This is a genomic window from Thermococcus fumicolans (assembly GCF_055386755.1).
Genome location: NZ_AP042424.1, coordinates 1,144,165 through 1,168,230 on the forward strand (window position 1 = coordinate 1,144,165; position 24,066 = coordinate 1,168,230).

The 24,066-nt window shown below is 55.2% G+C and carries 24 protein-coding genes; 17 read left to right on the plus strand and 7 right to left on the minus strand.

The annotated features are described in order from the left end of the window. The first annotated feature begins 45 nt into the window (after positions 1 to 45). The 6 genes from ACZ5AM_RS06295 (at position 46) to ACZ5AM_RS06320 (ending at position 4,826) form a co-directional block, all read left to right on the plus strand. Positions 46 to 585 (plus strand): DUF302 domain-containing protein, encoded by a 540-nt coding sequence (locus tag ACZ5AM_RS06295; RefSeq protein ID WP_464914197.1) that lies wholly within the window; start codon positions 46 to 48, stop codon positions 583 to 585. A 66-nt stretch (positions 586 to 651) separates the two neighbouring features. After that, complete coding sequence (locus ACZ5AM_RS06300; protein WP_464914198.1) at positions 652 to 2,745, plus strand: heavy metal translocating P-type ATPase; 2,094 nt, start codon at positions 652 to 654, stop codon at positions 2,743 to 2,745. A 96-nt stretch (positions 2,746 to 2,841) separates the two neighbouring features. Then, the gene (locus ACZ5AM_RS06305) at positions 2,842 to 3,141 is read left to right on the plus strand and encodes an SHOCT domain-containing protein (protein WP_464914199.1); all 300 of its coding nucleotides are present in this window, start codon (positions 2,842 to 2,844) and stop codon (positions 3,139 to 3,141) included. Positions 3,142 to 3,410: 269 nt separating this feature from the next. Continuing rightward, positions 3,411 to 3,749, plus strand: coding sequence for a hypothetical protein (locus ACZ5AM_RS06310; protein ID WP_464914200.1), 339 nt, complete (start codon positions 3,411 to 3,413; stop codon positions 3,747 to 3,749). Between the two features lie 47 nt (positions 3,750 to 3,796). After that, positions 3,797 to 4,156: a hypothetical protein gene (locus ACZ5AM_RS06315; protein ID WP_464914201.1), complete on the plus strand. Its 360-nt coding sequence runs from the start codon at positions 3,797 to 3,799 to the stop codon at positions 4,154 to 4,156. A gap of 10 nt (positions 4,157 to 4,166) precedes the next feature. Then, positions 4,167 to 4,826 (plus strand): cytochrome C biogenesis protein, encoded by a 660-nt coding sequence (locus ACZ5AM_RS06320; protein ID WP_464914202.1) that lies wholly within the window; start codon positions 4,167 to 4,169, stop codon positions 4,824 to 4,826. 14 nt (positions 4,827 to 4,840) lie between these two features. Here the strand turns inward: ACZ5AM_RS06320 and ACZ5AM_RS06325 are convergent, their stop codons facing one another. After that, on the minus strand, positions 4,841 to 5,458 hold the full coding sequence (locus tag ACZ5AM_RS06325; protein WP_464914203.1) for a TRASH domain-containing protein: 618 nt from the start codon (positions 5,456 to 5,458) through the stop codon (positions 4,841 to 4,843). Positions 5,459 to 5,574: 116 nt separating this feature from the next. On the opposite strand from ACZ5AM_RS06325, the gene ACZ5AM_RS06330 reads away from it, so the two are divergent. Further along, positions 5,575 to 7,974, plus strand: coding sequence for a heavy metal translocating P-type ATPase (locus ACZ5AM_RS06330; RefSeq protein ID WP_464914204.1), 2,400 nt, complete (start codon positions 5,575 to 5,577; stop codon positions 7,972 to 7,974). Positions 7,975 to 7,984: 10 nt separating this feature from the next. Continuing rightward, entirely contained in the window at positions 7,985 to 8,290 is a 306-nt protein-coding gene (locus ACZ5AM_RS06335; RefSeq protein ID WP_464914205.1) for a thioredoxin family protein, read from the plus strand. Positions 8,291 to 8,353: 63 nt separating this feature from the next. Here ACZ5AM_RS06335 and ACZ5AM_RS06340 read toward each other — a convergent pair whose 3' ends face one another. Continuing rightward, positions 8,354 to 9,004 (minus strand): peroxiredoxin, encoded by a 651-nt coding sequence (locus tag ACZ5AM_RS06340; RefSeq protein ID WP_464914206.1) that lies wholly within the window; start codon positions 9,002 to 9,004, stop codon positions 8,354 to 8,356. Positions 9,005 to 9,234: 230 nt separating this feature from the next. Here ACZ5AM_RS06340 and ribD point away from each other — a divergent pair, with 230 nt between their 5' ends. Together ribD and ACZ5AM_RS06350 are read left to right on the plus strand one after the other, a co-directional pair. After that, complete coding sequence (gene ribD / locus ACZ5AM_RS06345) at positions 9,235 to 10,311, plus strand: bifunctional diaminohydroxyphosphoribosylaminopyrimidine deaminase/5-amino-6-(5-phosphoribosylamino)uracil reductase RibD (RefSeq protein ID WP_464914207.1); 1,077 nt, start codon at positions 9,235 to 9,237, stop codon at positions 10,309 to 10,311. Further along, entirely contained in the window at positions 10,292 to 10,852 is a 561-nt protein-coding gene (locus ACZ5AM_RS06350) for a riboflavin synthase (RefSeq protein WP_464916021.1), read from the plus strand. The genes ribD and ACZ5AM_RS06350 overlap by 20 nt, the downstream gene beginning before the upstream one ends. 55 nt (positions 10,853 to 10,907) lie before the next feature. On the opposite strand, the gene ACZ5AM_RS06355 is transcribed toward ACZ5AM_RS06350, so the two are convergent. Continuing rightward, positions 10,908 to 14,093 carry a PEGA domain-containing protein gene (locus ACZ5AM_RS06355; RefSeq protein ID WP_464914208.1) on the minus strand — a complete coding sequence of 1,062 codons (3,186 nt, stop codon included), beginning with the start codon at positions 14,091 to 14,093 and terminating at the stop codon, positions 10,908 to 10,910. 224 nt (positions 14,094 to 14,317) lie between these two features. On the opposite strand from ACZ5AM_RS06355, the gene ACZ5AM_RS06360 reads away from it, so the two are divergent. The 5 genes from ACZ5AM_RS06360 to ACZ5AM_RS06380 all read left to right on the plus strand — a co-directional run bounded on the left by ACZ5AM_RS06360 (position 14,318) and on the right by ACZ5AM_RS06380 (position 18,458). Continuing rightward, positions 14,318 to 15,478 carry a bifunctional 3,4-dihydroxy-2-butanone-4-phosphate synthase/GTP cyclohydrolase II gene (locus ACZ5AM_RS06360; protein ID WP_464914209.1) on the plus strand — a complete coding sequence of 387 codons (1,161 nt, stop codon included), beginning with the start codon at positions 14,318 to 14,320 and terminating at the stop codon, positions 15,476 to 15,478. Between the two features lie 47 nt (positions 15,479 to 15,525). After that, positions 15,526 to 15,996, plus strand: a complete 471-nt coding sequence (gene ribH, locus ACZ5AM_RS06365; RefSeq protein WP_464914210.1) for a 6,7-dimethyl-8-ribityllumazine synthase — start codon at positions 15,526 to 15,528, stop codon at positions 15,994 to 15,996. A gap of 80 nt (positions 15,997 to 16,076) precedes the next feature. Continuing rightward, positions 16,077 to 16,904: a mechanosensitive ion channel family protein gene (locus tag ACZ5AM_RS06370; RefSeq protein ID WP_464914211.1), complete on the plus strand. Its 828-nt coding sequence runs from the start codon at positions 16,077 to 16,079 to the stop codon at positions 16,902 to 16,904. 110 nt (positions 16,905 to 17,014) lie between these two features. Then, on the plus strand, positions 17,015 to 17,203 hold the full coding sequence (locus ACZ5AM_RS06375) for a hypothetical protein (RefSeq protein ID WP_464914212.1): 189 nt from the start codon (positions 17,015 to 17,017) through the stop codon (positions 17,201 to 17,203). Further along, on the plus strand, positions 17,178 to 18,458 hold the full coding sequence (locus ACZ5AM_RS06380) for a sodium:solute symporter family protein (RefSeq protein WP_464914213.1): 1,281 nt from the start codon (positions 17,178 to 17,180) through the stop codon (positions 18,456 to 18,458). Before ACZ5AM_RS06375 ends, ACZ5AM_RS06380 begins: the two co-directional genes overlap by 26 nt. Here ACZ5AM_RS06380 and ACZ5AM_RS06385 read toward each other — a convergent pair whose 3' ends face one another. Genes ACZ5AM_RS06385 through thiC form a run of 4 tightly spaced genes read right to left on the minus strand, consistent with a single transcriptional unit; the run spans position 18,459 to position 21,922 of the window. Next, positions 18,459 to 19,052: an IMP cyclohydrolase gene (locus ACZ5AM_RS06385; protein ID WP_464914214.1), complete on the minus strand. Its 594-nt coding sequence runs from the start codon at positions 19,050 to 19,052 to the stop codon at positions 18,459 to 18,461. Continuing rightward, complete coding sequence (locus ACZ5AM_RS06390; protein ID WP_464914215.1) at positions 19,049 to 19,981, minus strand: formate--phosphoribosylaminoimidazolecarboxamide ligase; 933 nt, start codon at positions 19,979 to 19,981, stop codon at positions 19,049 to 19,051. The genes ACZ5AM_RS06385 and ACZ5AM_RS06390 overlap by 4 nt, the downstream gene beginning before the upstream one ends. After that, entirely contained in the window at positions 19,978 to 20,637 is a 660-nt protein-coding gene (locus tag ACZ5AM_RS06395; RefSeq protein ID WP_464914216.1) for a phosphoribosylaminoimidazolesuccinocarboxamide synthase, read from the minus strand. Before ACZ5AM_RS06395 ends, ACZ5AM_RS06390 begins: the two co-directional genes overlap by 4 nt. Before the next feature lie 4 nt (positions 20,638 to 20,641). Beyond that, positions 20,642 to 21,922, minus strand: a complete 1,281-nt coding sequence (gene thiC / locus ACZ5AM_RS06400; RefSeq protein WP_464916022.1) for a phosphomethylpyrimidine synthase ThiC — start codon at positions 21,920 to 21,922, stop codon at positions 20,642 to 20,644. Between the two features lie 94 nt (positions 21,923 to 22,016). Here thiC and ACZ5AM_RS06405 point away from each other — a divergent pair, with 94 nt between their 5' ends. Together ACZ5AM_RS06405 and thiD are read left to right on the plus strand one after the other, a co-directional pair. Continuing rightward, entirely contained in the window at positions 22,017 to 22,769 is a 753-nt protein-coding gene (locus tag ACZ5AM_RS06405; protein WP_464916023.1) for a sulfide-dependent adenosine diphosphate thiazole synthase, read from the plus strand. Positions 22,770 to 22,774: 5 nt separating this feature from the next. Beyond that, positions 22,775 to 24,064, plus strand: coding sequence for a bifunctional hydroxymethylpyrimidine kinase/phosphomethylpyrimidine kinase (gene thiD / locus ACZ5AM_RS06410; RefSeq protein ID WP_464914217.1), 1,290 nt, complete (start codon positions 22,775 to 22,777; stop codon positions 24,062 to 24,064). The last annotated feature ends 2 nt before the right edge of the window (positions 24,065 to 24,066 follow it).

Here is a 24,066-nt window from a genome sequence, read left to right on the forward strand (position 1 = left end):
TGACAAAGGAAAAGGTGATTCAAAATGAACGGCGAGATGAATGAAATGAAGGAAAAGAAAGGCATGCACGGAATGGGCATGAAAGGTGGCATGAAGGGAATGAAGAGCAAAGGAAGGATGAAGGGCGGCTGCAAGGGTCAAGGAGAAGGCATGAAAGGCATGGACGGAAAGCACGGGATGCATGGAATGGAGGAGCCCCAGAAAGAGTACGCCTACGTCAGGGTCGTTGAGACTGGCTTTGACGAGACCGTTGAGAGGGTCAAGGAGGAGCTGAAGAAGGAGGGCTTCGGGGTCCTCAGCGAGGTCAGGGTTGACAGCCTCTTCAAGGAGAAGCTCGGCCTTGAGATGGAGCCCTACGTTATCCTAGGCGCCTGCAACCCGAACTACTCAAGCAAGCTGATAGGCATTGACGTCAACAGCGGTTCGTTCCTGCCGTGCAACCTGACTGTCTACGTTAAGGAAGGGAAGACCCACGTGAGCCTCCTGCTCCCGACAAAGGCTATGAGTGTGACCGGGAACGACGAGCTCCTCGAAGTCGCCGGAAAGGTCGAGGAGATACTGAAGGGAGTCGTTGATAGGGTTTGATTTTTCATTTTTCAAACGATGAGCCTTAAATAGGTTTAAAACAGCAACCAAAACGTGGTGAATGATATGGGTGAGGAAGAAAACGTTGACGGTGAGATGAAGAAAATGTCGCATGGAGAGGAGGCAGGCTCCCATGAACATACTGCTCATGAGGAACACGGGCATATGGGGCCTGAAGAACATGAACATGCCGGGGGAGGGCACGAACACTCCCACGCGAAGCACCACGAGATGATGATGGAGGACTTCAAGAGGCGCTTTATAGTCTCGGCCATACTCACGATTCCAATCCTGATCCTGTCTCCGCTGATACAGAACTTCTTTGGATTCGAGCTGACGTTTCCCGGCGACCACTACGTTCTCTTCGGTCTCTCGGCGGTTGTCTACTTCTACGGCGGCTGGCCGTTCCTGAAGGGCATGAAGGAGGAGCTCGAAAAGAAGCTTCCCGGCATGATGACGCTCATTGCCCTGGCGATAACCGTTGCCTTCTTCTACAGCGCCGCGGTGACCTTTGGCCTTCCGGGCAAGACCTTCTACTGGGAGCTGGCGACGCTTATCGACATCATGCTCATCGGCCACTACATCGAGATGCGCTCTGTTTTGGGTGCTTCAAGGGCACTTGAAGAGCTCATAAAGCTCATGCCGACGGAGGCCCACCTCGTAACGCCCGAGAGGATCAGGGACGTCCCGGTCAGCGAGCTGAAGAAGGGAGACATAGTCCTCGTCAAGCCGGGCGAGAAGATACCCTCCGACGGCGTCATCGTCGAGGGCGAAACGAGTGTAAACGAGGCCATGCTCACAGGAGAGTCAAAGCCCGTCTACAAGAAGCCCGGAGAGGGCGTCATCGGCGGTTCCATAAACCTTGAGGGCGCAATAAAGGTCAGAATAGAGAAGACGGGAAAGGACACCTACCTGATGCAGGTCGTCGAGCTCGTCAGGCAGGCGCAGGAAACCCGCTCGAAGACACAGGATCTGGCAAACAGGGCCGCCTTCTACCTCACTCTCATCGCCATAACCGCCGGAACGATAACCCTCGGCACGTGGCTCTACCTCGGCAAGCCCTTCGTCTTTGCCCTAGAAAGGATGGTAACGGTGATGGTCATAACGTGCCCGCACGCCCTCGGCCTGGCCGTGCCTCTGGTAGTCTCGGTCTCGACCTCGATCTCGGCCAAGAAGGGGATCCTCATCAGGAACAGGGAGGCCTTTGAGAGGGCCAAGGACGTTCAGGTGGTCGTCTTCGACAAGACAGGAACGCTTACCGAGGGGAAGTTCGAGGTAACGGAGGTAATCCAGCTGGACGAGCTCGGCGAGGAGGAAATCCTGAAATACGCCGCGGCGCTCGAAGGACAGTCCAGTCACCCGATAGCTCAGGGAATAGTTGAGAAGGCCAAGGAACTCGGCCTTGAGCCCTACGGCGTCAGTGAGTCAAAGGTCCTGCCCGGCAAGGGCGTCCAGGGCGTCATCAACGGCAAAGAGGTTCTCGTCGTAAGCCCCGGCTTTCTCAAGGAGAACGGGCTCTGGAGAGAAGACGGGCGCGTCAAGGGGGTTCTGGAGCAGGGCAAGACTGTGGTCTTCCTGGTAATCGACGGGAAGCTCGTGGGTGCGCTCGCTCTGGCGGACAGGATAAGGCCCGAATCAAGGGAGGCTGTTGAAAAGCTCCACGAGATGGGCATAAAGGCCTACATGCTCACCGGAGACAACGCCAAGGTCGCGAAGTGGGTTGCTGAGGAGCTCGGCCTCGATGGCTTCTTCGCCGAAGTCCTGCCCCACCAGAAGTCGGAGAAGGTCAAGGAGCTCCAGGAGCAGGGTTACACTGTGGCCATGGTCGGCGACGGCATAAACGACGCACCGGCGCTGATTCAGGCCGATGTGGGGGTAGCCATTGGAGCAGGAACGGATGTTGCGATAGAGAGCGCGGACATAATCCTCGTCAAGAACGACCCAAGGGACGTCATAACGGCGGTGCACCTGGCGAAGGCCACATACAAGAAGATGGTGCAGAATTTGGCATGGGCGACCGGATACAACACCTTCGCCATCCCTCTGGCGGCGGGTGTACTCTACGGCTACGGAATACTCCTCAGCCCAGCACTGGGAGCGCTGCTGATGAGCATGAGCACCGTGATAGTGGCCATAAACGCGAGGTTTTTGAGGGCCTGAACTTTTATTTTTGAAATTTTGGGCCTTTATTTTTCCCATTCTGGCAGGAATAAGGGTTATGTTCTTCCCCACTGAGAGGCCCTTGGAGGTACTGAGATGATGTTCGAAAGCATTAACGGCGGCCAGTTTCTGGCACACGCCGGAGAAGGAACGTGGGGGTGGCACGACATGATGGGATTCGGCTGGTTTGGCTGGTTCGGGGCAGTATTCATGCTCCTGTTCTGGGTACTGATAATCGTGGGAATAGTCTGGTTCATTAAGTGGCTGGTTGAGCAGAGCTCAAGCGGTGGATCCTCAAAGAGCAGGGCCCTTGAAATCCTGGACGAGAAGTACGCAAGGGGAGAGATAGACGACGAGGAGTACGAGAGGAGAAGGAGAAAGCTCCTCGAGGGCTGAGGATTTTGTGTTCATGCGTTTCTCCTCCTTTTTTGTTGTGTTGAAAAACATCCCTGTCAGTACCGCATGATGCCAAGGTACAGTTCTGAAGCGGTCTTCGTCGCCGGCTGTTGGGCGGTGTTTACTGACTTGCACTATCGCTGGTACGGAGTGCCTCACTCTTTCACCAGCGAAAAATCCGCTTTGCTGGTTTGCCAGTCTGGAAATAATAAGCCTATTATTCCCTCCAGCCAATCCCAACATGGAAGCAAATAAAGAGGTGATGCGGAATGGAGTGGAAGTCGCTCTTCATAGGGCTCCTCATAGGGGCGCTCATAGCCGTTCCCCTGGGGATGGCACACAGTAGAGGATTCGACATAGCCGAGAAAACCAGTCCGCGCTGGGGCTTCGGTCCAATGGGTGGATACGGCATGCACGGCCCCATGGGTTACGGCATGATGGACGAGCACGAAGAAATGGAGGACTACATGGCGGGCGGGAACTTCACGGAAATCCACGAGGAGATGGAGGCCGAGATGGAGGAGCACATGGCCGGAAACTGGGAATGGATGAGGGAGAGGCACGAGGCCTGCGAGAGGTACATGGGGATCGAGGAGAGCGGCGAGTAAGCCCTCTCCAAGTTTCATTGTTTTTATAGTCCCCTGCGGTGAGAGATATGAGGGATGCGGTAGCGGGCATTGTAGCGGTTCTGCTTGTGTTGCTTCTGGCCCTTGGATACTTTTCAGTGGGAGGTGGGGATGCCCGGGACACTTTTCACGGAGTCCTCGTTGAAGGACGCCCCTTGAACTCAACCAATGCCCTTGTTTTGGCTGATACCAACTGCATTCCAGATCAAACAGGCACAAAGCTCACCTGCACCGCGATAATAGACGCAAACGGTGAGGTTCTGAAGGTTAGGTACACCCACCCCATAGAAGTCCCGTGCCTCGCGAGGGGGGATAAAGTTAATATATCAATGAACTCGTATTCATCCGTGAAGATCGTGCGCCCTGGGGCGCCATCGATGGAGCATTAGGTGGGCTACCATGTCGGTTTCAGACGCAATTCTTATGACTGCCGCGGATATACCGCTGGACTCCCTGGGCCAGGTGACCGAGTTCACGGGGGTGACGTTCTCGATAATAGCCCTCGGGATTCTCAACGCCCTTCGGCCTTCCATATTCCTCATGATAGTGTTCCTTCTCTCTATGATAGCCCTTACGGACGAGAGGAAGGTTCTCAGGGTTGGCCTGGCGTTCACCGCCGGCGCATTTCTGGGCTATTCGATAATAGCCGCTGCCCTCATGAACCTGCACACCAAGATACCTCTGCTCAGGTACTTTGTGGTCGCCTTTGGGATAACCGTGGGAGTTTACAAGATACTTTCAGCACTGGGCTATGTGAGGATACCCCTCTCCAGCCCGCTGAGGGAAAGAAGCAATCAGGTTCTTGAAAAGGCCACCTCCCCGCCGGCGGCTTTTGTTGTTGGGGGAGTGATGGCGTTCCTCTCACTGTCCTGCGTGCTTCCCTCGTACCTACTGGTGAGCTCCCTGCTTTCCGGCCAGTATCCCCCAGGGATCACCATGGCACTTCTTGTGGTGTTCATTGGAATATCCGTGCTGCCCTTTGCCCTCGTCACCCTGGGTTTCCACTACGGGAGCAGGTACGCGAGACTGGGAGGGCAGTGGATAGGCTCTCTTCGGTAAGCGGGAGGGGAGATCTAATCATGGGCGTGGTGCTCGTGCTCGTGAGCGTTCTCTACTTTGTCTTTTTCCTTTAGTTTGAACTTTTCTATGTTCTCCCTCGTCTTCTTGAACTCCCTCAGGCAGGTCGGGCAGCAGAAGAAGTAGACCCTGTTGCGGTACTTGTAGACTATCGGCTCTCCCACTATCTCCTTCCCGCAGTAGTCGCACTTGAAGGGCACCTTGACCTTGGGCGGGCTAGTCCGCTCAACGCTCTCCAGAATGGGCATTATCTCGATGACCTCGAAGCCCGCTCCCTCTATAACCTTTCTGAGCTCCTCCATGTTTTCAACGGCAATCTTTATGAGGTACTTCCTGCTCGTGAAGCGGTTTATCTCGATTATCTCCTCGAACTCGTTCATCTTCTCCGGCTCGTCGGTCTTCACGATGAGCGCTACAACGTTGTGGGCCCTGAGCAGGTCTGGGTTGAGCTTTATGGTGTATCCCCTTATCACGCCCTCCTTCTCAAGCTTTTCGAGCCTGGATTTCACAGTTGGCCTGCTCACACCAAGCCTTTCGGCAAGTTCGGAAATGCTGAGCCTTGAGTTGTCCATAAGGAGGTAAATAAGCTTCAGATCGAGCTCGTCTATTCTCATGGCCGTTCCCCACGGTAGTTTGGTCTTCAAACTATAAAAGTTCTCCGGTTCTGCTTTCCACATTGTAAAAAATAATCCCCATAAGCCCTCCCGAGTAGTAAGTTCAGGTGAGGAAAGTGGAGATCACGCTTAAGGTCAACGGCATGACCTGTGCAATGTGTGTTAAAACCATAGAGGCCGCTCTGAGGGACTTGGAGGGGGTTAAAGACGCTACTGTCAACCTCGGGGCCGAAACGGTACTCGTGAAGTTCGACGAATCGGAAGTCAGCCTGAATCAGATCATCAAGGCCATAGAAGACGTCGGCTACACCGTGGTGCGCGAGAGGAAGGACGTCGTGTTCAAAATCGGTGGAATGACGTGCGCCATGTGCGTCAAGACGATAGAGGCCGCGCTCAAGGAGCTCCCGGGTGTTCTCGACGCGAGCGTCAACCTCGGAACCGAAACCGCCAGGGTGAGCTACGACCCGAGTGTGGTTGATATCGAGGACATCAAAAAGGCCGTTGAGAGCGTGGGCTACCAGTTCATAGGTGTGGAAGGAGAAGAAACCCACGACGTCGAGAGGGAACTGAGGGAGAAAGCCCTAAGGGACATGAAGAGGAAGCTGGCCGTCGCGTGGGGCATAGGAATAGCGCTCTTCGCCTCGATGCAGGTTTACCGCTTCGGGTTCGAGATACCCTACCTGATGCCGCTCCAGTTCGTTCTGTCCACCGTAGCAATAGCCTACGCAGGCAGGGGGATATTTGGGAAGGCCCTCGCTTCCCTCAAACACCGAAACCTCAGCATGGAGGTCATGTACTCCATAGGCATAGGCTCGGCCTACCTTGCCAGCGTCCTGGCGACCGTGGGGATAATCCCCGAGGAATTCAACTTCTACGAGGCCAGCGTCCTGCTCATGGCATTTCTGCTGCTCGGCCGGTACCTCGAAACGAGGGCCAAGGGAAGGACGAGCGAGGCGATAAAGAAGCTCATGGGCCTTCAGGCGAAGAAGGCCACCGTCCTGAGGGACGGGGAGGAAATCGAGGTCCCGATAAGCGAGGTTAAGGTGGGCGACGTCGTCATAGTCAGGCCCGGCGAGAGGATTCCTGTTGACGGAATCGTGCTAGAAGGGGAGAGCTACGTCGACGAATCCATGATAACCGGCGAACCTGTGCCCAACATAAAGAAAAAGGGCGACGAGGTCATAGGGGGGACGATAAACAGGAACTCCGTCCTCAAAATCGAGGCGAAGCGCGTGGGCAGGGACACCGTTCTGGCCCAGATAATAAGGCTCGTCGAGGAGGCCCAGAACACGAAGCCGCCGATACAGAAGCTGGCCGACACTATAGTTACATACTTCATCCCGGCAGTGCTCACCATAGCGCTGCTCTCCTTCGCATACTGGTACTTCGTGGTCGGAGAGCCGCTCCTCTTCGCGTTCACGACGCTCCTCAGCGTTCTCGTCATAGCGTGCCCCTGTGCCTTCGGGCTGGCAACCCCGACAGCTCTGACCGTCGGCATGGGCAAGGGGGCTGAGATGGGGATACTCATCAAGAACGGCGAGGTGCTGGAGATAGCGAGGAAAGCAACGGTTGTCCTCTTCGACAAAACCGGAACGCTGACCAAGGGGCAGCCGGAGGTTACTGACGTCATAGCCATTGGAATTGACGAGAGAGAGTTCCTAAGGCTGGTTGCCTCGGCCGAGAGGCGCTCCGAGCATCCGCTCGGCGAGGCGGTGGTGAGGAAAGCTGAGGAGCTCGGCCTTGAGCTTGAGGAGCCCGAGGAGTTCGAGGCAATAACAGGTAAAGGCGTTAGGGCAGTCGTCGGCGGAAGGGAAGTCCTCGCCGGAAACAGGAATCTCATGGTTGAGAAGGGCCTAGACCTCGATGAAGTCGAGGCAACCCTGAGGGAGCTTGAGAACGAGGCAAAGACGGCCGTAATAGTCGCAATAGATGGAAAAATAGCCGGCGTCTTTGGCATAGCGGACACAATAAAGGAGGGCGCCAAAGAAGCCATAAAGGAGCTCCACAGGATGGGCAAGAAGGTCGGCATGATAACCGGCGACAACAGAAGAACGGCCGAGGCGATAGGAAAGGCCCTTGGCGTTGACTACATCCTCGCGGAGGTTTTGCCGGGTGAGAAGGCCAGCGAGGTCAAAAAGCTCCAGGAGAGGGGCGAGATAGTGGTCTTTGTCGGAGACGGCATAAACGATGCACCCGCCCTTGCACAGGCCGACATCGGCATAGCCGTTGGGAACGCCACCGACATAGCGATGGAGAGCGGCGACATCGTTCTCATGAAGAACGACCCGAGGGATGTGGTGAGGGCCATAAAGCTCAGCCAGAAGACCCTCGGGAAGATAAAGCAGAACATCTTCTGGGCGATGTTCTACAACACGATGCTCATACCCTTCGCTGCCGGCTTAGCTTTCGTCCTCTTCGGGATAGAGTTCCGGCCGGAGTGGGCCGCTGGAGCGATGAGCATCAGCAGCGTGAGCGTTGTCACGAACTCGCTCCTGCTCAAGAGGGTGAAGATTTGAGGTGGTGGAGATGATAGTTGAATACGACGGGAAAACCGACTTTGAAAGCGGAAGGGTGGTGCTGTGGTTCTCCATCCCAGGCTGTCCGCCGTGCAGGCTCGTCGAGAACTTTATGGAAGAACTGATAAAAGAGTTCCCGGAGATCAAGGTCGTCCATGTAAACGCAGAAGAGTGGAACGAGCTCGTGAATCGCTTTGACGTCCTCAACGTCCCTACGCTTGTCTACCTGAAGGACGGGAGAGAGGTGGTGAGGCAGAACCTGATAATGAGCAAAGCAGAGGTGCTGGTAAAGTTCGAGGAGCTGAAGGTGCTCTGAGAACCCTTTCGTTATTCGGAATTGGAACCGACAGAAGAGAACAGAAAAGAAGGGGAAAACCCTTCACTCAAGCTTCTTGTGGCAGAACCACCAGTCGTAGCACTCGATCTCGCCCTTGGCCTTGGCCTCTTCCCTGGCCTTGATGTCGTCGACACTGGCCGCAGGCGGGACTATGGCGCGGTCGCCGATAAGCTCGTTGTTGGGCCACTTGTGCGGCAGGGCGACGCCCTTCTCGGTGCTTATCTTGAGGGCCTTGACGAGCCTGAGGATCTCGTCCCAGTCCCTGCCGACCTCGGCCGGGTAGTAGACGATGGCCCTGATGACGCCCTTGTCGTCAACGATGAAGACAGCCCTGGCGGTTATCGTTGCGCCGCTCGGTATCATGCCGAGCTTCTCGGCGAGGTCGCCGCGGTCGTCCGCTATAACCGGGAAGGTTATCTCCTCGCCGAGGTTCTCCTTTATCCACTCCATCCACTTGAGGTGGCTGAAGACCTGGTCAACGCTGAGCCCGATGGGCTCGACGCCGAGCTTCCTGAACTCCTCAACGCGCTTCTGCATGCCGTAGAACTCGGTCGTACAGACCGGGGTGAAGTCGGCCGGGTGGCTGAAGAGCACGAACCACTTGCCCTGCTCGGTGAAGTAGTCCGGGAGCTTTATCACTCCGTGGGTGGTCTTAACCTCAACTTCCGGGAACTTTTCTCCTATGACGACCATCTTTCATCACCTCTTCTTTTTGTGTGTCGTCTTCACTATAAACCATGAAGGTTCGAATATATAAACCTTTCGGTTCGTCTAACGTTGAAAATCGCGGAGATATCGGGGAAGACTTTAGGGATTCGCCTTCACCAATCGGACCGGCCACCACATAGAAATGCGGCACTTGGAAATTCCCGATGTGGAACAAAATCTTAAAAGAAACGGAACAAACTCTCGCCGGTGGTGGAATGAAAGACGAAGACTACATGCGCCTCGCCCTGGAGCTGGCGAAGAGGGGAGAGGGCTGGGTGAACCCGAACCCGATGGTCGGGGCGGTCATAGTCAAGAACGGTAAGGTAATAGGGGCAGGCTGGCACAGAAAGTTCGGCGAGAAGCACGCTGAAGTCAACGCCATAGAGGACGCAAAGGCTAAGGGGTACGATGTTAGAGGAGCCACGATGTACGTGACCCTCGAACCCTGCTCCCACTGGGGGAAGCAGCCGCCGTGTGCCGACAGGATAATCAGGGAGGGCTTTAAGCGGGTCGTCGTTGCGATGAAGGACCCAAACCCCCTCGTGGCAGGACAAGGGATCGAAAAGATGAGAAAAGCAGGGATAGAGGTGGAAGTGGGAGTCCTTGAAGATGAGGCCAGAAAGCTAAACGAGATCTTCATAAAGTATATAACCACTAAGATCCCCTTTGTCTCAATCAAGCTCGCTCTAACTTTGGACGGTTTTATAGCGACTGAAAACGGCTCTTCCCAGTGGATAACCGGAGAGAAGGCTCGCGAGAGGGTTCAAGAGCTAAGGAGAAGACACATGGCGATAATGGTGGGTTCCGGAACCGTCTTAGCCGACAATCCGAGGCTCAACTGCAGGCTTGAGAACTGCCCGCCAAAGGTTAAGGTAATACTTGACCGCTCGGGCAGGATAGCCGATGAGGTAAGGAATGGAAGAAAGTTCAGACTCTTCGAGGACGGGAGGGTGATTTTCTTCACGGAGAGGCCGGAGAAGTTCGAGGGCATAGCGGAGGCCTACCCGATAACCGAGCCTGAAGAAATCCTGAGAAAGCTCGGCGAACTCGGCATAGACAGCGTTTTGATAGAGGGAGGTAGAATAGCCTGCCAGTTTTTACGCTACGCCGACAAGTTCTACCTCTTCTACGGGCCGAAGCTCTTCGGCAATGGGATAAAGCCCTTCGAGTGCCTGAAGGTTGAGGAAGCGAGCAAGGCCCCTATCTTGAGGATAGACTCGATGGAGAGGCTCGGGGAGAGCTTTTTGGTTATGGCTTATCCTGGTGGTGAAGATGTTCAGCGGGATAGTTGAGGCAACCGGCAAAGCCCGCTACTCCGCCGGAAAGCTCTACGTGGAGGTTCCCTTTGAGGTTAAACCTGGCGATAGTGTGGCGGTAAACGGCGCCTGCCTGACCGTCGTGGACTTCGACGGGAGAATAGCCACCTTCGACGTCGGTGAGGAGACCCTGAGGAGGACGAACCTGAGGGAGGCTAGGGTCGTCAACCTCGAAAGGGCTATGCCGGCCAATGGCCACTTCGACGGGCACATAGTGACGGGCCACGTGGACGGGACAATCCGATTTATAGCAAAGAGGACGAGCGGGAACACGACGTGGATGGCCTTTGAGATGCCACCCGAGAGGTGGGGAGTGGCTGAGAAGGGCTCTATCGCTTTGAACGGCGTCTCTCTTACGGTGGCGAGGGTAGAGAGCAACCGCTTCTGGATTCAGGTGATCCCCTACACGCTGGAGAAGACGAACCTCGGCCTCCTGAGGCCCGGCGAGAGGGTGAACTACGAGATAGACGTCATAGCGAGGTACGTGAGGAGGATCCTCAGGGAAAGAAAGTTATAGGTCAGTGCATCGGCTCCTCATCCCTGCTAAGGGAAAAATAAAAGAATGTGGGGACTCAGCGGGTCTTTCTTCTGAGGAGAAGGGGAATTAGAGTCAGGCCAGCGATCACCGCCGGTCCGCAAATGTTATCTTTGGTGCTCTCGGTACTACTCGTTGCTGTGGTTGTGCTGGGAGATGTTGGTTGGGGGGTAGTGGTGGTAGTGACCACTGTAGTAGCGGCTGATCCAGTGGTCGTTGTAGTTGTGGTTTGAACCGGGGTGAGCTCAAAGTTTTTCTTGGCCTCCTCTCCTGCTTCTATTGTGATTGTGAAGTTCTCCTCCTTGTAGCCATTCTTCCTTACGACAACGTGATGCTGACCTGTCGAGAGCTTGTACTTTTCCAGCGGTGTGCTTCCGATCTCTTCACCATCAACGAAAACAACAGCACCGCTTGGAGTGGATGTAACGGTCAGGTAACCGAAGGAGGGAGTTAGGTTGACTCTTAGTTCCTCGCTCTCCCCAGCGAGGAGGGTTATTGTTGCTGTGTAATTCTGGTAGTCTTTCATCGCGAGCTGTACCTCATAAGTCCCCGGGCTGAGATTGAGTATTAGTGGAGTGGTCCCCTTGAAGGTGCCGTTGATGTAAACTCTCGCCCCCTCAGGGACCGATTTGAGGGTAAGCAGGGACGCTGAGTACTTAACTTCGCACTGAGTCTGAACATTAATGTCCTTTGTTTTAATCTCGGCTCTGGTATTTTGGATCTGAACGGTGAGGTCCTCCGATATTTCTAGTCCTCCACCCATGCCATAGGCGCTTGAGTCTCTACAAAAGTCACAACCTGGGAGGGACCCGTTTTCGGGTAGGCTAAGAACCCAAACGTCATAATCACCCGCCCCGAAGCTTTTAGTAAATCCTGCCACGATGATGGTTCCACTGGGGGCAAGAGCAACTGCGTGAGCCATATCAATATCACTTCCTCCGTAGGTTCTCTGCCATTTAACGTTTCCAGTTTCATCTAAGCGAAGAACCCAGAAGTCTCCTTCTCCAGTGCCAAAGCTTTTGGTTGTCCCAACCATGATAATGTCCCCATTGGGAGCGAGAGCAACCGCAGTGGCTTCATCCTCTTGAAATCCTCCGTAAGTTCTGTCCCATTTAACATTGCCGTTTTCGTCGAGTCTAAGAATCCAAGCGTCAGCGTCGGAGCCTCCTACCTCACTTGCCCCGTAATAACCAGCCACAATAATGTCCCCGTTATACGCTGTGATAACTGAGTATGCCTTGTCATAATCACTGCTACCATAGGTCCTTTGCCACTTCAAGTTACCCTCTGCATCGAGCCTGAGAACCCAAACGTCGTACCAACCAGCGCCAAAGCTTTTAGTAAATCCAGCTACAATGATGTCCCCGTTTGGTGCTATGGCAACGGCGGTGGCCCAGCCACCGTATTTTCCATTGTAGGTCTTCTGCCACTTCACGTTACCGTTTCCATCTAGGCGAAGAACCCAAACGTTCCCACTGCCGTAGCCAGTAACTACAATGTCTCCGTCTGGAGCGAGGGCGACCGCGTAAGCGAAGTCCTCACCGCCCATTCCATAAGTTTTCTGCCACTTTATTTTTCCATTCTTGTCAAGCCTGAGAACCCAGAAATCTCCTTCTCCGGCACCGAAGCTGTTGGTTACGCCAACCACGATAATGTCCCCATTTGGAGCAATAGCAACTGCGTTGGCCCACTCCGTACCGTTTCCCCCATAGGTCTTTTGCCACTTCACGTTGCCGTTCTTATCAAGCCTAAGAATCCAAACGTCGCTTTTTGAACCGTCTTCAGTGGAAGCCCCATACACGCCCGCTATTATAACGTCACCATTTTCGGCTATGGCAACTGAGGTGGCCCCATCACCCTCTCTCCCTCCGTAGGTTTTTGCCCAGTAGGGTCCCCTAGATGCGCTGGCATTGAAGTACTGCACTTGGAGTGTAATGTTTTCAGTTTTAACTTCAGCGTTGGTGTCCTGGATCAGGATATTTGGGGTGGTTATGGTGATAGGATGGGGGTGGGTTTCTTTTACTTCGGCATTTGAGTCTTTTGAGAGATTGCATCCGGGTAGATTTCCGTCATTGGGCAGTTTAATAACCCACGCATCGTAGTCACCGGCGCCGAAGCTTTTAGTTGCCCCCGCCACGATAATATCGCCGTTTGGAGTGATAGCAACGGCATTAACCTCGTCCTCCCGTGTTCCACCGTAGGTTTTCTGCCATTTGATGTTTCCATTGCTATCCAACCGAAGAACCCAACCATCTGCTTTGCCAGCACCAAAGCCTGAGGTTCTTCCACCAACCACAATGTCCCCGTCCGGTGTAATGCCAACTGCATAGGCCACATCCCATCCGTTGCTTCCATAGGCTTTTCCCCACTTTACATCGCCATCCTCATCGAGCCTAAGAACCCAGAAATCGCCATTACCAACGTCAAAGCTCTCGGTGTAGCCAGCCACAATGATATCCCCATTTTCATCAAGAGAAACAGCATAGGCCTTGTCTTCTTGTCCTCCCCCGTAGGTTCTCTGCCACTTAACGTTACCATTCCCGTCGAGCCTCAAGATCCAGACATCTGCCCCACTGGCACTAAGGCTTGTAGTTTCTCCAGCCACAATAATGTCCCCGTTTTTGGCGATGGTAACGGCTCGGGCCTCTTCCCATCCATATCCTCCGTAGGTTTTCTGCCACTTTACGTTACCATTCCCGTCGAGCCTCAGAACCCAAACTTTGCCTGCAGCTTCTCCAGCTACGATAATGTCCCCGTTTTCAGCGAGAGCAACCGCGTAGGCCTCACCCCAATCGCTTCCATCGTAAGTTCTCTGCCACTTTATGTTTCCATTCTCGTCAAGCCTCAGAACCCAGACGTCAATATTGCCAGCACCAGAGCTTTTAGTGCGACCTGCCACTATAATGTCCCCATTTGGAGCAATAGCAACTGCGTTGGCCCACTCCGTACCGCTTCCCCCGTAGGCCTTCTGCCATTTTATATTTCCTTTGCTGTCAAGCCTCAGAACCCAAACGTCACCTTCAGTGTATCCGGCCACTATAACATCCCCGTTGGGGGCAATAGTAACTGCCTGAGCATCGTCCCATCCGTTGCTTCCGTATGTTTTTGCCCAGTAAGTAGCTGTATCGCCGGTTGAGGCTGCTTTAACTGCTCCAGGGACCGTCATTGGACTCACTACCACCAGGAGAACCCAGAGGGCTGCAATTAACCTTCTACCAGCCATCGTCAGACCTCCCTATCACCTCTATAGGAAGTACGTCTTTGGGTTAATAATTTTTACTACGCAATGTGCCACTCGAAAATCACCTGGCCAATAGATCATTCTAATATTTAACAGCATGTTGAAAATATCCTATGGGAGTATTAGAACCAACGCTCGCCTAGAATTCCATCTCTGGAACAAATTTTTAAAAGATCTGGAACAAATTTGCCTCAGGGGACGGAAAGATGAACTGGGACTCAATAAAGAGGAAAGTTCTCGAGGGAAAACCCGTCGTTCTCATCGACGACAGGAGGGAGTTCGAGGCCGATTTGGTTTATCCAGCCGAAATAGCTTCTCCCAAGGTCGTGAACTTCATGCTCTCGATGAAGGGCCTCCTCTGCCTCACGATGGACATGGAGGAGGCATTGAAAAGGGGCTTCTTCCCGCTGCCGAGCAAAGATGGTGAAACGAACTTTCTGATTCCCGTTGACTACAGGGAAAACTTCACGGGCATAACCGCCGAAGAAAGAGCTCTAACGGCCAGAAAGCTGGCTGAGGACCTTTCGGTTGAGCACTTTAGGTATCCAGGCCACCTCCACCTGCTCGGGGGGATTGGCCTGAACAGGCGTCGCGGCCACACTGAAGGCTCGCTTGAGCTCATGGAGATCCTCGGCTTTAAGAGATACGCCCTCATAGTCGAGATACTCGACGAAAAAGGCGACTCCCACAACAGGGAATACGCGCTAAAGCTCGCGGAGGAGCACGGTTTGCCCGTTGTAAACATCGACGACGTCTGGAAGGAGTTCGTAAAGCGGAAACAGCTGATTAAGGTCTACGCCAACGCGAGACTTCCGACCAAGTACGGCGACTTCAGGATAATAGCATTCGACAACGAGCTCGACTTTAAGGAGCATGTGGCCATAGTCAAGGAGCCCTACGGCGAGGTTCCGCTCGTCAGGGTTCACTCCAAGTGTCTCACCGGCGACACGCTCGCCTCGCTCAAGTGCGACTGCGGTAGCCAGTTGGCCAACTCGCTGAGGATGATAGCCCAAGAAGGCGGCATACTCCTCTACATGGATCAGGAGGGCAGGGGAATCGGCCTGAAGGAGAAGATAAAGGCCTACGAGCTCCAGGACAAAGGCTTAGACACGGTGGAGGCCAACGAGGCTTTGGGCCACAAGGCCGACGAGAGGACCTATGAAGCCGCCTTCCAGATGCTCCGTGCCCTTGGGGTCTCCAAGATCAGGCTCATAACCAACAACCCGGCGAAAGCCAAAGCCCTTGAGGAGTTCGGGATTGAAGTGGCGGAGATAGTCCCGGCCCCTCCGGAAGTTACTGAGCACAACAGGCCCTACCTCAAGGTGAAGGCCGAGAAGCTCGGCCACAGGCTCCCTGTGAAGATTTAATTATGCAGTTCGGTAATTATTGAACTAAAGAATTCGGTGGTGGTGTTATGGAGGTAAGGACCGTCGAGGGTAGCTTTGACGGAAGAGGTCTGAGGATAGCGGTCGTGGTCGGCAGGTTCAACGACCTGCTTACCGGCGAAATGCTTGAAGGCGCCCTAGACTGCTTCAGGAGGCACAACGTCGATGCAGTCGATGTTGTCAAGGTTCCCGGTTCCTTCGAGATACCTCTCGTTGCCAAAAAGCTCGCTGAGAGCGGAAGGTACAACGCGGTTTTAGCGCTTGGTGCCGTTGTGAGGGGAGAAACGAAGCACTTCGACCTCGTTGCCAACGAAGTTGCCAAGGGCGTTGCGAACGTCTCCCTCCAGACCGGCGTCCCGGTTATCTTCGGCGTCATAACGGTTGAGGATGAGCTTCAGGGTCTCAACAGGGCCGGAATTAAGAGCAACAAGGGCTTCGAGTACGCCATGGCGGCACTTGAGATGGCCAACCTGATGAGGGAGCTGGAGGTTGATCTTTAGTCTTTCTTTTCCGTCTTTTCTGCACTTAGGTTGCGGAAAGTGTTAAATACATGGGCTTGGATTTAACATGAGGTGATACTGTGGTAGCTTTTGATAGGCCCCTCCCCTACGTGGGGATAACGCCGGTCCAAATCGCGACGGCCCTTGTGGTTCTGGTCGTTGGCTGGATCGCCGCTAAGGTCGTAACTTCCTCGTTCAAGAGGGGTCTGAGGAAAACGAAGCTTCCCGATCTCGTAGTTGAGTTCCTGGGGCGCTTTCTCTCTGCGCTCCTCTACGTTGCGGTGATTCTGCTCGCGGTCAGGACCCTTGGAGTTGGGGTGGGTTCGGTTGTGATCGGCCTCTCGGCGGTGATGGGCCTCATCCTGGGCTTCGGGATGCAGGACACTCTCACGAACCTAGCATCGGGCATCTGGATAGCGGCATTAAGGCCCTTCGACCTGGGCGATGTGGTGACGATAGGGGGACACACCGGAAAAGTCACGTCGATTGGAGTTATGAACACCGAGCTTCTGACAGCAGACAACGTTTTCATTGCCATACCGAACAGGCTCATCTGGGGCGGCCCGATAGTCAACTACACGAGGATGCCGACCAGGAGGGTGGACGTTGACGTTGGAGTCGCCTACGGCACCGATCTCGACAGAGCGATAAAGTTAGCCATAGACTTGATGAAGAACCACCCCAAAGTCCTCAAGGAGCCCGAGCCAACGGTGGTTATAACTGCCCTCGCGGACTCTTCCATAAACCTCCAGCTGAGGGCCTGGGCGAAGACTGAGGACTACTGGACTGTAAAAGGCGACCTAACGAGGGCCATCTACGATATCTACACGAAGGAGGGAATCGAGATCCCGTTCCCGCAGATGGACGTCCACGTGAAGGAGATGCCAGCGCCAGGATCTTTGTCATAATGTCAACTAATTTGGGATTTTCTTTGTTTTTTTGCCATTTTTTCAGGGATCTTTTGGAAAGACTTATATTCTCTTCCCCTTTCTTTTGGTGACACTCCGAGGTGTCGAAGATGGACGTGATATGGACGACGATAGCGGTTTACATGGGAGCGATGCTAGCAGTTTCAGCGTACGCGCGGAAGTACGTCAAGACCTCGGCCGACTTCCTCCTGGCGGGAAGGAGGCTGGGACTGGGACTTCTAGTTGGTACCCTCGCAGCCACCCACTACGGTGGTGGCTTTCATCCTGGGCGGAGCTAGCTGGGGAGCAACCTACGGGTTAGGTGGTATTTGGTACGGCTTCGCCTGCGGTCTCGGGCTTCTGGTTCTCGGACTGACCCTCGCGCGGCCAATGCGCGTTCTGGCCCGCTATACTGTCCCCGAAGTCCTGGAGATGCGCTACGGGAGCAAGACGATCCGCCTGCTTGCGGCCAGTCTGTCCCTGCTCGCGCTCGTGGGCATCCTCGGGGCACAGGTCTGGGCGGCCTCGGCGGTGTTCGAGGCGATAGGCCTTCCGGGGACGGCTGGAGCCGTCTTCGCGACACTCGTGTTCATAGCCTACACTGCCCTCTCGGGGCTGTGGGCGGTGGCGTTAACGGACTTCATCCAGATTATAATCGGGAGCATCGGAATATTCGTGGCGGTGGTCCTTGGCCTAATCAAAGTTGGGGGCATCTCCGGCCTCAGAACGGCCCTGGACGGAATAAGCGGGCTCCCGCAGCCCCCAAGCGAATACTTCAGCCTCACCTCGCTCGGCCCGTCGCTGCTGGCGCTTACTTTGGTGGCGACGGTCATGTACACCCTCATCGGCCAGGACTTCTACCAGAGGCTCTTCGCGGCGAAGGACGAGGGGACGGCCAGGAAGGGAGCGATATACGCCGGTGTGCTGCTCATGGCGCTCTCCCTGCTTCCGGCCCTCGCTGGAATGCTGGCGGTGGCGCTGTCGGGCAACCCCGAGGCGGTGATAGAGTCGCCGAAGACCGCGGTTCCGATGCTGGTCATCTCGGTCTTCGGTGGTACCGTGGGAGCGATATTCGTGGCGGCCGTACTCGCGGCCATCATGAGCACCGCTGATTCCCTGCTCTCCGCTGCAACCTCGCACATCGTCAAGGACTTCTACGAGGGAATCGCGGGGGAGAAGGGCGACGAGAAGAAGCTATTGAGGCTCTCGGTGCTCACCACGGTGGCGGTCGGGCTACTCTCCCTCGGGGCGGCGCTGGCCATCAAAGGAATAGTCGAGCTGCTCATATACTCCTACGACGTCTACACCTCCGGGGTCTTCGTCCCGCTTATACTGGGGCTCTACTGGAAGAGGGCCACCAAAGAGGGAGCCCTGGCAGGAATGGCCGCAGGGTCGCTGGTGGCGGTGCTCGGAGCCGCGGGAGTCCTGAACTTCCCGTACTGGGAGTACATCTACGTGAGCGGCGCGGTGGTCTCGGCCATAGTTATGGTGGTGATCAGCATCCTGACGGAGGTCGAGAAGATCGACGAGGAGCTTGAGGCGGCCTTCGGTTGATCAGGGGGCAACTTCAAGCTCCCACCCTTTCCCTTTTTCCACTATTCCTATCGAGAGTATTTTGTGCTCAAAGGGAAGCTTAAGAACCTCAGAAGTCAGTTCCCCGGCCGAACTGAAGCCGTTCAGGCCGAGTTCAACGAAGCCATCCACGTTGTAGGTCGCTGTAACGAAGGCTTTGCCTTCCTTCAGTTTCAGTTCTCTCACCCAGAACTCATACCTTCCGACGAAGCCGAGCCAGCCCCGCTCGCTCCCGCGCTCTATAACTCCAGCTATCCTCGGCGTGTTGTATTCGTCCCTCTCGTAGTCCATCGCGTCGAGAACGTGGACTAAAGCCTTCCTTGGCCTCTCCCACTCGAGGGCCTGGAAGACGAAGTCCGTGTGGAGGCCGTTGGTAACCACCGTGTACCTCTCGTTCGTCCTCACAACGGGATAGCTCACGTAGGGGTTGTCCGTCTCGGTTCGATTGATTATGTAGGCGGCGTTGTTCTTAATCATGACCTTTCTCTTCGGGAAGGAGCGGGAGCAGAGGAGGTAGAAAGCGAAGGGTTTGCCGTTCATCAGGCCAATTCCTAGAGTTCTACCCGTATAGGTCACGCTACCACCTCCTCAAGCCTGTCCTCCTCAAGGGCGAGCCTTATCTCCCGCGCTATCCTCCTCCCTACGCTCATTGGCTCCCCCCAGTAGAGCCGTCCGTACCAGTGGAGGGCGTTTGAGCCACCGTCTATCCGCGAGGCGAAGCCAATAGCCCTGAATTCTCCGTCGTAGGCGAAGTGGAGGGCGAAGGGGCCGATTATTCCGGGTGGTTCTAGTTTTTTCATCGCTTCAACGAAAGCCAAACCGTAGTCGTAGAGCCTCGGCAGGAGCGACTCCCTGAGGGCAACGCCGACATTGCCCGCTATGGTGTATGGAAGCGGTTTCACGGGCCAGCGGGCGTTCCCGTCCGCTATAACCACCCGCTCATCAACGCCCAAAAGCTCAAGCCTGCCCAGGACTGGCGAGTGGAAGAAGTGGACGTAGAGGTAAACGCCGGGGATGAAGCGCTCCACGCGGTAGTTGCTCTTAACCCCCTCCAGCTTGTCCCTCAACTCATTTCCAAGGGCGATAAAGTGCCCGCTACCGCCCCTCGGTCCCTCGAGGCGGACGAAGTAAAGCTCGTCGGGCTTAACCTCTTCCGGCTCGACAACCTCAACGCGCGGTATTCCGGCTTTGTCGAGTGCCTTGTCCTGCAGTTCAAAGGTCGTCTCCCACTTTAGAAAACGTTTGTTGCCGAAGAACTTAGCTCTGGCGTTCTCTATCGCCCTGAGCCCGAGGTAGGCCACGAAGGAGCCGTGCGGGACCACTATTCCGTCGTCCTCAAGAACCGCGCCCATGTCTTCCGTGACGACGAGCTCGTCCGCGAGCCTTGTCGAAGAGTAGAAGACCTTTCTCCCGGGCTTCACGTAGAGCCTCGTCTTAAAGCCCTCGTCCTTAGCTCCGAGGAGAATCTGAAGGGAGGAGTGCGAAGCTATCGTCGAGATTATCATCCAATCACCTCCAGCAGTTCTTCCCGGGTTAGAACCCTCCCGTCTTTGGCAACGCGCATCGTGTCCCCGCTCAGCTCGTCTATGATGATTAGCCCTCCGTTCAACCTACCGAACTCGAGCTTGAAGTCAACGAGCTGGAGGCCCTTAGATGAGAAGAACTCCCGCAGGATTTCGGCAGCTCTTCTCGTTGTTTCTCTGATCTCCTCAACCTCTTCCCTGTTCGCGATTCCGAGGGAAACTATTGCATCCTCCACTATCAACGGGTCGTCGAGGGAGTCGTCCTTGAGTGTGAACTCAACTATTCCCAACCGCTGGAACGGCCTTACCCATCCCTTGTATCTCCGCAGGAAGCTCCCGTAGGCGAGTTCGCGGTAGATGACCTCCAGCGGAATCCTCTCCGCCTTCAGAAAGCGTGCCCTTCTATCGTCAATCCTCTCGACGAAGTGCGTCTTTATCCCGTTCCTGTCGAGGAGACGAAAGAAGAACTCGGTCTGGGCCAATATAACGCTCCCTTTTCCTGCCTTTTCGCCAACGACCTCGTTGCCCCCGCTGTCCTCCTCGCCGTTCCCGCCGAGAACGGTGTCTTTGAAGCGAAAAATTAGGTATGGGCCGTCCTCGTAGACGTCCTTGGTCTTGCCGGAGTAGACGAGCCTCAAGCTCTCACCCCTTCTGCAACATGTCGTTGATGAGCTTTATCGCGCACAAATCACCGCACATCGAGCAGGCTTCCGTCTTTGTTGGCCTCTCCTTCCTTATTTCAATGAACCTCTCCCGGTCCTGGCTCAGCTCGAACTGCTTCGCCCAGTCGAGACTCCCTCTCGCTAAGCTCATGAGGTAGTCCTTCCTGAAGTCGGCCTCAAAGCGGGTCAGGTTCACTGCATGCGCCGCTATCTTCGCCGCGATAACGCCCTGGCGGACGTGCTCGACGTCCGGAAGACCGAGGTGTTCGGCTGGAGTCACGTAGCAGAGGAAGTCCGCGCCGTTCAAGGCGGCTATTGCCCCGCCTATTGCCGCGGTGATGTGGTCATAGCCCGGAAAGATGTCCGTAACTATCGGCCCAAGAACGTAGAAGGGCGCGTTGTTCGTCGCTATCTTTGCCAGCTTCACCTGGGCTGCTATCTGGTCTATAGGCACATGTCCCGGCCCCTCGACCATCGTCTGAACGCCTGTCTCTCTCGCCTTCCTGACCAGCCTCCCAAGGGTGTAAAGTTCCGCTATCTGGAGTTCATCGCCGGCATCGGGAAGTCCGCCGGGCCTCAGGCCGTCGCCAAGGCTGAGAACCACATCGTATTCCTTTGCCAGCTCAAGCAGGTAGTCGTAGTTTTTGTAGAAGGGATTCTCCTCGCCCCAGTGGAGTATCCAGGCCGCTAAAAACGTCCCACCGCGCGAGACCATGCCGACAACGCGCTTCGTCCTTTTCATCTTCTCGACGACTTCCCTGGTTACTCCAACGTGAATCGTGGTGTAGTCAACCCCATCCCTGAAGTGCTTCTCAACGGCTCTCCACATGTCGTCCTCGCTCATCTCGATGATGGCCTTCCCTTTGGCAAGCATCTCCTCGGCGGCCTGATAGATTGGGACAGTACCAACTGGCACGTCAACGGCGTGCATTATGGTTCTCCTTATCTCGTCGAGGTCCCCGCCGGTTGAGAGGTCCATTATCGTGTCCGCGCCGTATTTTACAGCGGTTTTTGCCTTCTCTATCTCGGCCTTGACGTCAACTATGTCGCGGGAGGTGCCTATGTTCGCGTTCACCTTAACGCGGACGACGTTGCCGACGGCCACCGGTTTAACCCAGTCGTGCTTAACGTTGCGGAAGATTACCGTATGACCCCTGGCAACGCTCCTCCTGAGTTTTTCGGGGCTTATCCCCTCTTTTTCCGCCACGAACTTTATTTCTTCGGTTATCTCTCCCCTCTTCGCGGCCTCAAGCTGCGTCATGCCCATCACCCGGTTTTAAAACCAGTTTATAACAAAGTTTTTAAATTCAAAAACTTAGTTTTGACCGCGGCTTAAAAGGTTTTGGGTGGTGGGGATGAAGGAGGTTGAGATAAGCAGGGCGATAGTCGAGGCATACTTCAACGACCTTCTCGACAACCTTTCGCTGGATGTTGCCATTGTAGGTGCCGGTCCCTCCGGAATGGTCGCCGGTTATTATCTGGCCAAGAACGGTGCGAAGGTGGCAATCTTCGAGAAGAAGCTCTCAATAGGCGGCGGCATCTGGGGCGGTGCTATGGGCTTCAACAGGATAGTCGTCCAGGAGGAGGCGAGGGAGATACTTGACGAGTTCGGGATAAACTACAGGCCCTTCAGGAACGGCCTCTACGTTGCAGATGCAATAGAAACGGCAACGACCCTCGCGAGCAGGGCCGTGAAAGCTGGTGTGAAGTTCTTCAACATGATTGAAGTTGAAGACTTGGTCGTCAAGGACGACCGCGTCGCCGGAATAGTAATCAACTGGACGCCGGTGATGATGACGGGCCTCCACGTTGACCCCCTCACGGTCGAGGCCAAATTCGTGATTGACTCCACCGGCCATGGAGCGCAGATAAGCCAGCACCTCCTCAAGCGCGGGCTGATAGAGAGGATTCCTGGAGAAGGACCTATGTGGGCCGAGAAAGGGGAAGAGCTGACGGTAAAACACACGAGGGAGATCTTCCCGGGCCTGTACGTCACGGGCATGGCGGCGAACGCTTTGGCAGGAGCGCCGAGGATGGGGCCGATATTCGGCGGGATGTTCCTGAGCGGAAGGAAAGCGGCCCTTGAAATCCTTGAGAAGCTGAGGTGATAGGGTTGGCCGTTTTAATCATTGCCGGCCTCGACACAGGAGGCGGGGCCGGTTTAAAGGCAGACATAGAGACTGTTTCTGCTCTCGGTGAGCACCCGCTCCCCGTTTTAACGGCCGTCACCTACCAGAACCCCTCGGAGGTTATGGGCTACCACGCGCTCCCACCAGAGGTCGTGAGGGAGCAGATAAGGGCCGTCAAGGAGAACTTTGAGATCAGAGCGGTAAAAATCGGGATGATCGGAAGCGATGGGATCGGGGAGGCGGTAGAGAAGGAGACGAAAGGCTTGACGAGGGTCTTTGACCCCGTTATCGTTTCCAGTACCGGAGCGAAGCTCGTGAATTCAGTTGAGTCAATCAAAAGCCTAATCCCCGGCTCGATAGTCACTCCAAACGTCCCAGAGACGGAAGCACTGAGCGGGTTGAGAATTCGCTCAGTTGAGGACATGAAAAAAGCGGCGAAGGCAATTGCCGAGGAGCTGGGGGCAAAGGCCGTCGTCCTCAAGGGCGGGCATTTGAGTTACACGGACGTCCTCTACTGGAAGGGGATATTTTACGAGTTTCCGGGGGAGAGGGTTGAAGGCTTCACCCACGGAACCGGTTGCGTCTTCTCATCTGCTTTGGCGGCGTTCCTCTCCAGAGGGTTTGAGCCTCCGGAGGCAGTTGAGAAGGCTAAACGCTTCGTTGAAGGCTCGATAAGATTCTCGAAGGCTGAGGCCAAGGCCGTTAATCCACTCTGGGAGATCGAGAGGGACGCCCACCGCTGGAGGGCCAAGGAAGAGCTTGAAAAGGCCGTCGAAGAGCTTGTAAAGCTTGGAGAGAGAATCAACCCCCACATCCCGGAGGTTGGGACCAACTTTGCCCTAGCTACGTCCTTCAACGAGGTTTTTGCAGTTAAGGGTAGAATCGTCCGCTACGGTGAGACAATTAAGCCCGTTGGGCTGGTCGAGCTTGGAGCGAGCGACCACCTTAAAAGGGCCCTCCTCAAGATGCGCGAGTTTTATCCCGAGGTTAAGGCCGTTCTGAACCTCCGCTATTCAGAAGAACTCGTTGAGAGGGCCGAAAAGCTTGGCCTCGTCGTTTCCTTCTACGACAGGAGGGAAGAGCCCAAGGATGTGAAGAGGGCCGAGAAAGGAACAATGGAGTGGGGCATCGAGAGCGCGGTGAAAAGGGCAAAAGAGAGACCCGACCTAGTCTACCACCTCGGCGACTGGGGCAAGGAGCCGATGGTTTTGATCTTCGGAGGGAACGCGGGGGATGTTCTGAGGAAGGTAAGGCTGCTTCTAGGAGGAACCTAAAA

What these genes read in the sequence shown, in the direction of transcription:
- ACZ5AM_RS06295 (WP_464914197.1), top strand. Translation starts at nt 46, where the DNA reads ATGAAGGAAAAGAAAGGCATGCACGGAATGGGCATGAAAGGTGGCATG.
- ACZ5AM_RS06300 (WP_464914198.1), top strand. Translation starts at nt 652, where the DNA reads ATGGGTGAGGAAGAAAACGTTGACGGTGAGATGAAGAAAATGTCGCAT.
- ACZ5AM_RS06305 (WP_464914199.1), top strand. Translation starts at nt 2,842, where the DNA reads ATGATGTTCGAAAGCATTAACGGCGGCCAGTTTCTGGCACACGCCGGA.
- ACZ5AM_RS06310 (WP_464914200.1), top strand. Translation starts at nt 3,411, where the DNA reads ATGGAGTGGAAGTCGCTCTTCATAGGGCTCCTCATAGGGGCGCTCATA.
- ACZ5AM_RS06315 (WP_464914201.1), top strand. Translation starts at nt 3,797, where the DNA reads ATGAGGGATGCGGTAGCGGGCATTGTAGCGGTTCTGCTTGTGTTGCTT.
- ACZ5AM_RS06320 (WP_464914202.1), top strand. Translation starts at nt 4,167, where the DNA reads ATGTCGGTTTCAGACGCAATTCTTATGACTGCCGCGGATATACCGCTG.
- ACZ5AM_RS06325 (WP_464914203.1), bottom strand. Translation starts at nt 5,458, where the DNA reads ATGAGAATAGACGAGCTCGATCTGAAGCTTATTTACCTCCTTATGGAC.
- ACZ5AM_RS06335 (WP_464914205.1), top strand. Translation starts at nt 7,985, where the DNA reads ATGATAGTTGAATACGACGGGAAAACCGACTTTGAAAGCGGAAGGGTG.
- ACZ5AM_RS06340 (WP_464914206.1), bottom strand. Translation starts at nt 9,004, where the DNA reads ATGGTCGTCATAGGAGAAAAGTTCCCGGAAGTTGAGGTTAAGACCACC.
- ribD (WP_464914207.1), top strand. Translation starts at nt 9,235, where the DNA reads ATGAAAGACGAAGACTACATGCGCCTCGCCCTGGAGCTGGCGAAGAGG.
- ACZ5AM_RS06350 (WP_464916021.1), top strand. Translation starts at nt 10,292, where the DNA reads ATGTTCAGCGGGATAGTTGAGGCAACCGGCAAAGCCCGCTACTCCGCC.
- ACZ5AM_RS06355 (WP_464914208.1), bottom strand. Translation starts at nt 14,093, where the DNA reads ATGGCTGGTAGAAGGTTAATTGCAGCCCTCTGGGTTCTCCTGGTGGTA.
- ACZ5AM_RS06360 (WP_464914209.1), top strand. Translation starts at nt 14,318, where the DNA reads ATGAACTGGGACTCAATAAAGAGGAAAGTTCTCGAGGGAAAACCCGTC.
- ribH (WP_464914210.1), top strand. Translation starts at nt 15,526, where the DNA reads ATGGAGGTAAGGACCGTCGAGGGTAGCTTTGACGGAAGAGGTCTGAGG.
- ACZ5AM_RS06375 (WP_464914212.1), top strand. Translation starts at nt 17,015, where the DNA reads ATGGACGTGATATGGACGACGATAGCGGTTTACATGGGAGCGATGCTA.
- ACZ5AM_RS06390 (WP_464914215.1), bottom strand. Translation starts at nt 19,981, where the DNA reads ATGATAATCTCGACGATAGCTTCGCACTCCTCCCTTCAGATTCTCCTC.
- thiC (WP_464916022.1), bottom strand. Translation starts at nt 21,922, where the DNA reads ATGACGCAGCTTGAGGCCGCGAAGAGGGGAGAGATAACCGAAGAAATA.
- ACZ5AM_RS06405 (WP_464916023.1), top strand. Translation starts at nt 22,017, where the DNA reads ATGAAGGAGGTTGAGATAAGCAGGGCGATAGTCGAGGCATACTTCAAC.